This is a genomic window from Asanoa sp. WMMD1127, from assembly GCF_029626225.1.
Taxonomy (GTDB): Bacteria; Actinomycetota; Actinomycetes; order Mycobacteriales; family Micromonosporaceae; genus Asanoa.
In genome coordinates, this window is sequence record NZ_JARUBP010000001.1 from 6,846,685 (window position 1) to 6,857,350 (window position 10,666).

Consider the following 10,666-nt stretch of genomic DNA (forward strand, 5'->3'; position numbering starts at 1 on the left):
AGCGATGTGGACCGAGTGGATCCTGCGGCACCGGCGGCTCGTCATGCTCGGCTGGCTGGTGCTCGCGGTGATCGGCGGCGCCCTGGCACCGCGGGCGATCGACCGGCTCAGCTACGACTTCAGCTTCCCGGGCCAGCCGGCCTACGAGGCCAACCAGCGGATCCAGGAGACCTTCGGTGGCGGCGGCGACGTGGACCCGCTGGTCGTCACCGTCACCCTGCCCGAGGGAAAGACCTTCGACGATCCCGGCGTACGCGATGAGCTCGCCGCCGCGTTCGGTCGGCTCCAGCGGCCGGACTGGCGGGTCGCCTCCCCGCTCGACGTCGCCGACGCCGACGCGTTCGTCCGCGACGACACCGCGTTCGCCCTGGTCTATCCGCCGCTCACCCCCGGCCCCGCCCCGTACGCCGCCGCCCTCCCCCAGCTCGAAGGCGCGCTGGCCGGTGTCACCGTAGGTGGCGCGCAACCGCTGGTCACCGGCGTCGACCCGCTCAACGAGAGCGGCGGCGGGTCCGACCGGCCCATCATCGTGGAGATCGCGCTCGGCGCCGGCGGCGCGCTGATCGTGCTGGCGCTGGCCTTCGGCTCGCTGCTCGCCCTGGTGCCCCTGCTGATGGCCGCCGTCGCGATCACCACGACGTTCCTGCTGGTCCTGGCACTGACCGCCGGCCTCGACGTCTCGTTCATCGTGCAGTACCTGGTGGGTCTGATCGGCCTCGGCGTCGCCATCGACTACGCGTTGCTGCTGGTCATGCGCTGGCGCGAGGAGCGCGCGGGCGGGGCCGACAACGAGCAGGCGGTACGCACGGCGATGGCCACCGCCGGCCGCGCTGTCGTGTTCAGCGGGGTCACGGTGGCGATCTCGCTGCTCGCGTTGATCGTGCTCCCCCTGCCGTTCCTGCGCAGCGTCGGCCTCGGCGGCCTGCTGATCCCGCTGGTCAGCGTGCTGGTCGCGGTGACCCTGCTGCCGGCGCTGCTCGCCTCCGTCGGTCCCAGGCTGGAGTGGCCCCGCCGCAAGCTGCCGAAGACGGAGAGCCGGTCCTGGCACGCCATCGGCGGGTTCGTCGTCCGGCACCGCTGGCTCTCCGCCGTCCTCGCCACCGCCGCCCTGGTCGTCATGGCCCTGCCCGTCTTCGGCCTGCGCCTCGGTTCGCCGGAGCTCGCGGCGATCGGGGGCGGCGACAGCCCGGCCGCCGTGGGCTACCAGAACCTGGCCGAGGCCGGCGCGGCCGGCGCGCTGCGGCCGATCGAGGTCGTCACCACGGATCCGGCGGCGGCCGAGCGGCTGGCCGGCGTGGAGGGCGTGTGGGAGGTGGTCGCCCCGAACGGGCCCGGCTGGACGGCCGGCGACCAGCGGCTGGTGCCCGTGCTGTTGACGGAGGACCCGGCGTCGCCGGCGGGCGCGGCGACGGTCGACCGGATCCGGGCGGCGGCGCCGGGCGAGGTCGGCGGCACGGCGGCGCAGGACGCCGACGCGGTCGACGCGATCTACGGTGACAGCTGGTGGGTGCTCGCCCTCGTCGTGGTGATCACGTTCGCGCTGCTGGCCCGGGCGCTCCGGTCGATCTGGCTGCCGATCAAGGCGCTGCTGCTCAACGTGGTGTCGATCGCGGCGGCGTACGGCCTCACGGTGTTGATCTGGCAGGACGGCTACGGCAGCGAGGCCCTGTTCGGCACGGAGTCCAGCGGGTCGGTCACGGTGTGGGTGCCGATCGCCGCGTTCTCGTTCCTGTTCGGGCTGTCGATGGACTACGAGGTGTTCATCCTGTCCCGGATCCGCGAGGGCCACGACGCCGGCCTGTCGACCGACGAGGCGACGGTGCACGGCATCGCGTACACCGGGCGGTTGGTCACCTCGGCCGCGCTCATCCTGGTGCTGGCGTTCATCGCGCTGTCGACGGTGCCGGTGGTCGACGTGAAGATCTTCGCGACGACGCTGGCCCTCGGCATCGCCCTCGACGCGACGATCGTCCGCGGCATCCTGACCCCCGCCTTGGTGGCCGCGTTCGGCCGCGTCAACTGGTGGTGGCCGGGCCGCCGATCCGCGTGATCGCGCGTCGGGCCCTGTCCCGCTCCCACGGTGTGCGGCGGGGGTTGTCGGCGATGCGGCGTAGGGCCGGCAACGCCCGCTCGTCCGCGAAGCGCGGCGCCGCGTCCACGGCCGCCTGGCGGGCCGCGTCGTGGCGGTCGCCGAGCAGGCGGGGCAGCAGGTCGGTCAAGGCGGGGCTCCGCCGGGCCAGCAGGCTCGCCACCGCCGTCGCCCGCAGATAGCCGTGGCCCGCCTCCCGCACCTGGGCCGCCGCCACCAGGATCGCCAGCGAACCCGGCGTGTCCAGCTCGCGGAGCGCGTGCGCGACGTTGGTGTCGCGGCGGAGCGCCGGGGTCGCGACGACGACCGCCTCGAAGCGCTCGGGCCACCGGCGGGCGGCGACGTGCACCGTCTCGGAGGCGTCCTCCACGACGTCGCGCGGATGGGCGCCGGGTGCCCCGGTCGGCGGGCGCGGCACGGTGCCGGCCACCACCGCGAGCAGGGCCGCGCACGCCGTGTCCGGCAATGTCTCGAACCGGGCCAGCGCGTCCGGGAACCCCGACCCGCCGGCGGCGGTGAGCAACCGGGCGACCTCCTCCGCGGCGTCCACAAGGGAACGTTACAACCGAGGTCCAACCGGGCGCGGGGCGCGACCGGGGCGGCGTGCGGCGGGTGTCGTCGGGCAGAATCACCAAAATGACCGCCAACGAGTCGTCCTTCGACGAGACCGTCGTCGACGACCCGGCGGCCCGGGCGCTCTACTGGGTGCTGTTCCCGTTGCTGGGCGCGGCGCTCGGCTGGGTCGTCCAGTGGGGGGCCGGCTGGGTCGTGGGCCTGCCCTGGGCGCCGTTCAAGTTCGTGTTCCGGTTCGTCGACGAGGCGCCCGACGTGCAGGCGACGCTGGCCTGCGTGGGAGTGGGCCTGGTGCTCGGTCTGGTCGTGGCGGTGCTGGCGGTCGCCGACATGCTGGTCGTGCGGGTCGGGCCGAGCGAGGTCACGCTCACGCGGGGCGGCAACAAGGCCAAGGCGCGGCGGATGTCCCGGGGCGAGGTCACCGGCGTCTTCTTCGACCGCAAGGAGCTCGTCGTGCTCGGCCGGGAGGCCCGCGAGCTGGCCCGGGAGAAGACCGACCTGAGCAAGAAGGCGGTCGAGGCGGCGTTCACCGCCAAGGGCTACCCGTGGCTGGCCGGCGGCGACCCGCACCGCGACGAGTTCCGCATCTGGACCCGGCTCGACGACGACCTGCCCGGTGTGGCGCACGGCCTGCTCATCGACCGGGCCACCGCGCTCGAGAAGGGCCGGACCGAGGAGGCCGCGCAGCTGCGCGAGCAGCTGCTCAAGCTCGGCTTCGTGGTCCGCGACGAGAACAAGAAGCAGCACTGGCGGCGCGACCGACGGGAGCTGGCGTGATCCGGATCGCGATGTGGTCGGGTCCGCGCAACGTCTCGACCGCCCTGATGCGCAGCTTCGGCGCGCGGGCCGACTGCGCCGTGGTCGACGAGCCGCTCTACGCCTTCTACCTGGCGGCCACCGGGCTCGACCACCCGGGCCGGGCGGCGATCCTGGCCAGCCAGCCCACCCACTGGTGGGGCGCGGTCGACGCGCTGCGCCGGCCCGCCGGCAAGGCGCTGCAGTACGAGAAGCACATGGCGCACCACCTGCTGCCCGAGGTGGGCCGGGAGTGGTTGGGCGAGGTCGTCAACGCGTACCTGATCCGGGATCCGGCGCATGTGGTCGCCTCGTACGCCAAGGTCCGTGGCACGCCGACGCTCGAGGACCTCGGCTATCCGCAGCAGGTGGAGATCTTCCGCGCCCACGGCGGGCCGGTGCTCGACTCGGCGGCGCTGCTGCGCGACCCCGCAGGCCAGCTCCGCAAGCTCTGCGCCGAGCTGGGCATCGAGTTCGACCCGGCGATGCTGACCTGGCCGGCCGGTCGGCGGGACAGCGACGGGGTCTGGGCCCCGCACTGGTACGCGGCGGTCGAGCGGTCCACCGGCTTCGCGCCCTACCGCGACGAGCCGGTCGACGTGCCCGCCCACCTGACGCACCTGGTGGAGGCGGCGCAGCCGTTCTACGACGAGCTGGCCGCACACCGGCTCTAGAGCTCCTGAGCGTTGGCCCGGGCGTACGCCTGGTAGATCCCGGACAGCTTGGCGGTCACCGGACCCACCTCGCCGGCGCCGACGACGCGGCCGTCGATCGTCGTCACCGCGGCCAGCTCGCCCATCGTCCCGGTGCAGAACACCTCGTCGGCGTTGTACATCTCGACCAGGCTCACGTCGCGCACCTCGGTCGGGACGCCGGCTTCCGGTGCCAGCTTCAGCACGGTGTCGCGGGTGATCCCTTCCGGACACGCGACGGTACGCGGGGTGACCAGCCCGCCGTCCACCACCGCGAACAGGTGCGTGGCGTTGGTCTCGGCCACGAAGCCCCGGGAGTCCAACATGAGCGCGTCGTCGGCGCCGGCCACGTTGGCCTCGATCTTCGCGAGGATCGAGTTGAGCAGGTTCGCGTGGTGGATCTTCGGGTCGAGCACGTCGGCGCCGGGCCGGCGGACACTCGAGGTGATCAGCGTCAGGCCCGACGTGTCGTACACGGGCGGTTTGTGCTCGGCGAGCACGATCAACGTGCAGCCCGCGGTGTTGAGCCGCGGGTCCATGCCGCTGGTGAGCTTGACGCCGCGGGTCAGGGTCAGTCGCACGTGTACGCCGTCGCGCATGTCGTTGGCCGCCAGCGTCTCGCGGACGGCGGCCGTTATGTCCGCATTGGACGGTATGCCGGCGAAGTTGAGCGCGCTGGCCGAACGGCGCAGGCGGGTGAGGTGGGCGTCGAGCGCGAAGATCCGGCCGTCGTAAAGCCGCAGGCCCTCCCAGACGGCGTCGCCACCCTGGACAACCGAGTCGAACGGCGACAAACCGGGCTCGTCCCGGTGCCGCAGCACGCCGTTGACCGAATACCGGATGTCGGCGTTCCGCGCGTCGTAGCTCTGCAGCATTCACCCAGCAGATCACGGCTATCCACACGACTAGCGCGCAGGGCCGCCGCACGGGCAGAGTGTCTGGCGTGTCGCTGCCCTCCCCGCTCGCCGCCGCGCTCCGCCAGGCCCAGGCGCTGCGCGACGCCGGCGACCTGCCCACGGCCCGCGCCATGCTCGAAGACGCGGTCGACGCCGCCCGCCCGGTGCTCGGCGACGACCACCCGGAGCTGCTGGGCGGCCAACACGCCCTGGCCACCCTGCACCGCGAGGCCGACGACCCGACCGCCGCGCGCCGGGTCCTGGAGGAAGCCCTCGCCGCCGGCGAACTGCACCGCGGCGAAGCCGATCCGCTGCTGCTGGCCCTTTCCTACGACCTGGGCGCCGTGGCCGAGGAGCTCGGCAACCGCCACGAGGCCCGCCGCAACTTCACCCGGGTCACGACGTACGGGCCGGCCGCGTTCGGTGAAGACCATCACATGGTCCGGTCCGCGGCCGCCTACCTGTCGTCCGCGGGTGGGGAACTGCCCCCGCTGCCCCCGCTCCAGCCGACGGTCGCGCCCCCGCCGCCCGGTGGGCCGGCGTTCGGCGCGCCATCCGGAGACGCGCCGTTCGCCGCTGGCCGCGGCCCCAAGGGTCGACCGACGCATCTCGGCGAAGCGACGCGAGACGCGCCGCCGCGGTTCGCGCCGTCCGCCGGGCCGCCGACGAGTTGGCCGCCGCAGGCGCCGCCGGCCGAGCGCACCGGCGCGAGCACGACGGGGGCTCCGGCCTGGCCGGGGCGTGAGGTGGCGCCCGGAGTCTTCGCGCCTGGCCAGGCCGATGCCGCCGCCCGAGCCGCGATCGAGGCGCCGACGCAGGCGCTGCCGACGCAGCGGCCGCCGGGCGGGCAGGCAGCACCGGCCGCCTGGTTCGACGCGAACGCGACCCCGGAGAGCCCGCCCGGGCCGTGGGGACCGCCACCGTCCAAGCCAGCCGGGGCCGCGTGGGGCGGCGGGCCGCCGGCCGGTGCCACCGAGCCGTGGGGGCGGGAGGTGGCGCCGGCGGGCGATCGGTTGCCCACGGCTCTCGGAAACCGCCACGAGCCCGCCGCCTCTCCTGCGACGGCGGTCGAGGTGGCGCCCGTATCCCTGCATGGTCCGATGGCTGCCGCCGCGGCGCGGGAGCGGGCGCGGGGGCGCAGTGCGACGGTGGCCGCGTTCGTCGCCGCCGGCGCGGCGGTCGTGCTGGCGCTGGTGGTGCTGTTCGTGGTGTTCCGGCGGGAGACCGAGCCGCCGCGGGTGGGCGCGGTGCCCGACATCAGCGCGGGCGCGCCGGTGCCGAGCGGGCCGGCGCTGGGCGGTGAACCCCCCAGTGACCTGGCGGTACGCGCGGACGGCGACGCGCTGCTGGTCACCTGGACCGATCCGACGGCGGGAACGGTGCCGTTCATCCTCGCCGCGGGGCGGGCGGGCACCCAGTTGCGGGCGATGGCGACGATCGAGCCCGGTGTGACCCGATATCTGGCGAACGGGCTGAGCACCAAGGCGGACTACTGCTTCACGGTGGTGGCGGTCTATTCGACCGACAAGTACGCGGCGTCCGGTCAGGTGTGCACCAACCGTACGGCCGATGCTCCGCGGTAATCCACAAGACACGGTGCGTACGCGCGAATGGACTGACCTGCGTTGACGTGAGGTTGGTTCGCCGTTGTCCACAGGGCACCGGAGCACTGTCCACAGCCGACCACGACGGGTCCACTTCGCCATCGACGTACCCATATGATGGCCCCTGGCTTCGGGGAGGAACGCCAGGCGACCGGGTCGCCGCACACAGGGGTGGGAGGGGCAGCCGGCTGTGGCCACCACAGACAACGGCACCACGACGGGCGGCGACGGCGCCGCGGAAGATCTCGGCAAGGCGCTCGACGCCGCGCTGGGCAAGCCGCGGCGGCGTGTCCCGCGCGGCGGTCTGGTGACCGGCGGCGTGGTGCTCGCGCTCGTGGCGGCGATGGGCTTCACGGTGCTCGGGTTGGGCGTCGCCGACAACGCGGTGGCCAACTACGACGCGAGCTCCTGGTTGTGGAGCCGGGCCAAGAGCGAGGTGGCCCGGGTCAACGGGCTGACCGGCCGGGTCGACACCCGCGTCGAGGTCGCCCAGGCCCGCAACCACGCGATGCAGGTGACCCAGACCGACCGCTTCCTGATCCTCCGCGACCTGACCACCGGCCAGATCAGCTCGCTCGACCTGGCCACGCTCCAGGTCATGGCGACCACCCGCACCACGTCGGGCCTCGGCGTCAGCGTCGCGCTGCAGGACGACGCGGCGTTCGTGGTCGACGCGCCGCAGGGCGTGGTCCGCCAGCTCGACCCGCGGTCGCTGGTGCCGATCGGCGAGCCGGTGCGCTACCCGCCCGGCATCTCGGGCGGCACGTTCGACGGCGCGGGGCGGCTGTGGGTGGCCGTGCCGAGCGAGGGCACCGTTTCCGCGATCACGCCCGCGCCGCTGCCGAGCGCGCCGGCCGATCCGCTGCCGACCGGCGGCGCCGCGCTGGCCGGCGTCTCCCAGCCCGGCGGGTCCGGCGGTGGCATCAGCCCCACCCAGGTCAAGACCGTGACCGTGGCCGACCCGAGCCACGACCTCGCGGTGAGCACCCTCGACGACGGCGTGGCGGTGCTCGACCGCACGACCGGCGCGCTGACCACCGTCCGCGGCGAGCGCGAGCACCAGGTGATCCTGCAACTGCCGGGCGCCGGCGCGGTGCCGCCCCGCACCAACGGCGACCGGGTCCCGGTGACCGTCGCCGAGGGCCGGCACGTCGTGGTGGTCGGCGAGGGCGGGCCGGTCTCCCGGTTCGTGGTGCCGGGCCAGGGCGCTCAGCTGCGGCCGGCGGTGGCCTGGGCGGGCCGCTTCTACTGCGCCGACGAGCGCTCGGGCACCGTGCACGTCTTCGACGAGCGCGGCCAGCTGGTGGAGACGATCGAGGTCAAGGGGGCCAACGGGCCGCTCGAGCTCGAGGTCCGCGAGAACTACCTGTTCATCAACGCCCCCAACTCGTCGACCGCGCGGGTCGTCGACGACAAGCACCAGGTTCGGGTGGTCGACAAATACGCCGACGACGTGCTGGGCGGCGACCCGCCGAAGGATCCGCCGCTCCCGCCGCCGCCGAAGAAGGACGTCGTCAGCAAGCCGGGCGCGCCGCGCGCGGTGACCGCGACGGCCGGTGACAAGGTGGCCCGGGTGAGCTGGCGCGCGGCCGACGCCAACGGCTCCGCGATCACGAAATACGTGGTCGAGGGCGGTCCGCAGCCGCTCGAGGTCGGCGCGCGGCAGCGGTCGGTCGAGATCGGCGGGCTGACCAACGGCGAGACCTACCGGTTCGCGGTGCACGCGGTCAACGGCAAGGGCGCCGGCCCGGCCAAGCGCAGCAACCCCGTGATGCCGACCGCCGAGGTGCCCGACCCGCCGGCCGCCGTGACCGCCGAGGCCCGGCCCGACGGCACGGTCCGGGTCAGCTGGCCCGCGGCCGACGGGCAGGGCAACCGCATCGCGAAATACTCGGTGACGGCCGCGTCCGCCGGCGCCACCGCGCCGGCCGGCGAGACCGCCAAGACCGAACTGGTCGTGCCGGCGGGCGAGCTGGAATACGGCACGCAATACGCGTTCACCGTGGTCGCCGTCAGCGACAAGGGCGCCGCGTCGAAGCCGTCGACCGCGAGCGACACGGTGGTGCCGTTCACGGTGCCCGGCCAGCCGGCGGGCATCGCGGCGGTCGCGCCCAACGAGCCCGGCACGGTCACGGTCAGCTGGCAGCCGCCGGCCGACAACGGGCGGCCGATCCTCGAATACGTGGTCAAGGTCAACGGCCAGACGCTGCGTACGCCGGAGACCAGCTACAAGATCACGGGGCTGGCGGAGGGCCAGCCGGCCACCGTCTCGGTGACGGCGCGCAACGAGGCCGGCGAGGGTCCGGCGGCGACCGACACGGCCACGACGATCGCCAAGCCGACGGTGACGCTCGGCGCGGCCCGGGTCACGTCGACAACGGTCACGGTGCCGGTGACCGTCAACACCAACGGCAGCCCGACCCAGTGCCAGGTGACGATCTCCTACGGCGGCCGCTCGGTGCCCTCCGGCTGGCGGGCCTGCGGCGACATCGCCCTCGACGCGTGGCGGGCCGGCACCGCATATTCCTATGTGGCCTCCGCCCGCAACGCCGCCGGCCAGGTCGACCAGCCCGCCCGCAGCGCCACCACGACCGCGGTCAACGGCGTGGTGACCTGCAACGACAGCGGCGGCACCTACTGCGACACGGGCATCGGCATCTACACCGGCACGCGCCAGGTGCAGAGCGAGTCCCCCGGCACCGCGCAGAACGGGACCCGGTTCCAGGCGTGGTGCAAGAAGACCGGCACCAACATCCGGGCGGTGCAATACAACGGCAACAAGGCGAGCACCTGGTGGGTGCAGATCACCTTCAGGGGCGACACGACCTACATCCCGTTCGCCTGGTTCAACCTCGACAACGGCGACAACATCAACGGCCTGCCGACGTGCGTGTGAGGATGCCGTGACGTCACCACAGCTGGAGCCGTTGCCGCCCGGACACGTCCAGGGTTTCGCCGCCCTGGCCGGGCGGCTCGCCGACGCGATAGGCGCGGTCGTGCTCGGCAAGGACGAGGTCGTGCGGCTGACACTGACGGCGCTGTTCGCGCAGGGCCACGTGCTGCTCGAAGACGTGCCCGGCGTCGGCAAGACCACGCTGGCCCGGGCGCTGGCGTCGACGGTGCACGGGCAGTGGCGGCGCATCCAGTTCACGCCCGACCTGCTGCCCTCCGACGTCTCCGGCGTCACGATCTTCAACCAGGCGACCCGCGGCTTCGAGTTCCACCCGGGCCCGGTGTTCGCCAACATCGTCATCGCCGACGAGATCAACCGGGCGTCACCCAAGACCCAGTCGGCGCTGCTCGAGGTGATGGAAGAACGCACCGTGACGGTCGACGGCGTACGCCACGGCGTCCCCCGCCCCTTCCTCGTCGTCGCGACGCAGAACCCGGTCGAGATGGACGGCACCTACCGACTACCCGAGGCCCAACTCGACCGCTTCCTCATGAAGCTGTCGGTGGGCTACCCGGACGAGGCGGTCGAGATCGAGGTCCTCCGCGGCGCCACGCTGCGCTCCCCGGACGCACTGGAGCCGGTCACCGACACGGCGACGGTCGGCGAGATGGTCCGGATGGCGCAGCAGGTGCACATCGCGGACCCGCTCTACGCCTACGCCGTGCGCCTCGCCGCCGCAACCCGGACCCATCCGCAGGTGCGGGTGGGGGTGAGCCCGCGGGGCGTGATCGCCTTGACCCGCGCGGCGTGCGCCTACGCCCTGATCGCGGGCCGCGGCTACGTCCTGCCGGAGGATCTCAAGGCGTTGCTCGGGCCGGTGTTCGCCCACCGGATCCTGCTGACGCCGGACGCGCAGCTACGCGGTCTGACGGCCGACGAGGTGCTCGCGGACGCGATGCGATCGGTGCCGGTTCCGCTGCCCGGGGGTGGCTCCGGGGGTAAGGCGGGTTCGCCGCCCGGCGCGACGGCGGGCAACGGCCGGGCGGCGGCGGGTCGCGCGGCGCCAGCGCCCACGGCCACCTACGGGACACCGGCTCAGTCGAACGGGGTCGTCCACGCCAGCT

General features: G+C 73.8%; 7 protein-coding genes and 1 pseudogene. 6 read left to right on the forward strand and 2 right to left on the reverse strand.

Going from position 1 to position 10,666, the window contains the following annotated elements; genetic code table 11:
- The first annotated feature begins 4 nt into the window (after positions 1-4).
- Positions 5-2,050: an MMPL family transporter gene (locus O7635_RS32700; RefSeq protein WP_278084352.1), complete on the forward strand. Its 2,046-nt coding sequence runs from the start codon at positions 5-7 to the stop codon at positions 2,048-2,050.
- Here the strand turns inward: O7635_RS32700 and O7635_RS32705 are convergent.
- Positions 2,016-2,639, reverse strand: a complete 624-nt coding sequence (locus O7635_RS32705; RefSeq protein ID WP_278084353.1) for a HEAT repeat domain-containing protein — start codon at positions 2,637-2,639, stop codon at positions 2,016-2,018. The two genes, O7635_RS32700 and O7635_RS32705, sit on opposite strands and share 35 nt — an antisense overlap.
- An 86-nt stretch (positions 2,640-2,725) precedes the next feature.
- On the opposite strand from O7635_RS32705, the gene O7635_RS32710 reads away from it, so the two are divergent.
- Together O7635_RS32710 and O7635_RS32715 are read left to right on the forward strand one after the other, a co-directional pair.
- Positions 2,726-3,439, forward strand: coding sequence for a hypothetical protein (locus tag O7635_RS32710; RefSeq protein WP_278084354.1), 714 nt, complete (start codon positions 2,726-2,728; stop codon positions 3,437-3,439).
- Entirely contained in the window at positions 3,436-4,131 is a 696-nt protein-coding gene (locus O7635_RS32715; RefSeq protein WP_278084355.1) for an HAD family hydrolase, read from the forward strand. The genes O7635_RS32710 and O7635_RS32715 overlap by 4 nt, the downstream gene beginning before the upstream one ends.
- Here O7635_RS32715 and O7635_RS32720 read toward each other — a convergent pair.
- On the reverse strand, positions 4,128-5,024 hold the full coding sequence (locus tag O7635_RS32720) for an aminotransferase class IV (protein WP_278084356.1): 897 nt from the start codon (positions 5,022-5,024) through the stop codon (positions 4,128-4,130). The two genes, O7635_RS32715 and O7635_RS32720, sit on opposite strands and share 4 nt — an antisense overlap.
- 68 nt (positions 5,025-5,092) lie before the next feature.
- Between O7635_RS32720 and O7635_RS32725 the strand changes: the two genes are divergently transcribed.
- The 3 genes and pseudogenes from O7635_RS32725 to O7635_RS32735 form a co-directional block, all read left to right on the forward strand.
- Positions 5,093-6,628, forward strand: a complete 1,536-nt coding sequence (locus tag O7635_RS32725; protein ID WP_278084357.1) for a tetratricopeptide repeat protein — start codon at positions 5,093-5,095, stop codon at positions 6,626-6,628.
- Between the two features lie 289 nt (positions 6,629-6,917).
- Positions 6,918-9,545 (forward strand): fibronectin type III domain-containing protein, encoded by a 2,628-nt coding sequence (locus O7635_RS32730; protein WP_278085627.1) that lies wholly within the window; start codon positions 6,918-6,920, stop codon positions 9,543-9,545.
- Between the two features lie 7 nt (positions 9,546-9,552).
- Positions 9,553-10,530: pseudogene (locus tag O7635_RS32735) on the forward strand (MoxR family ATPase); the annotation flags it as partial.
- Positions 10,531-10,666: the final 136 nt, after the last annotated feature.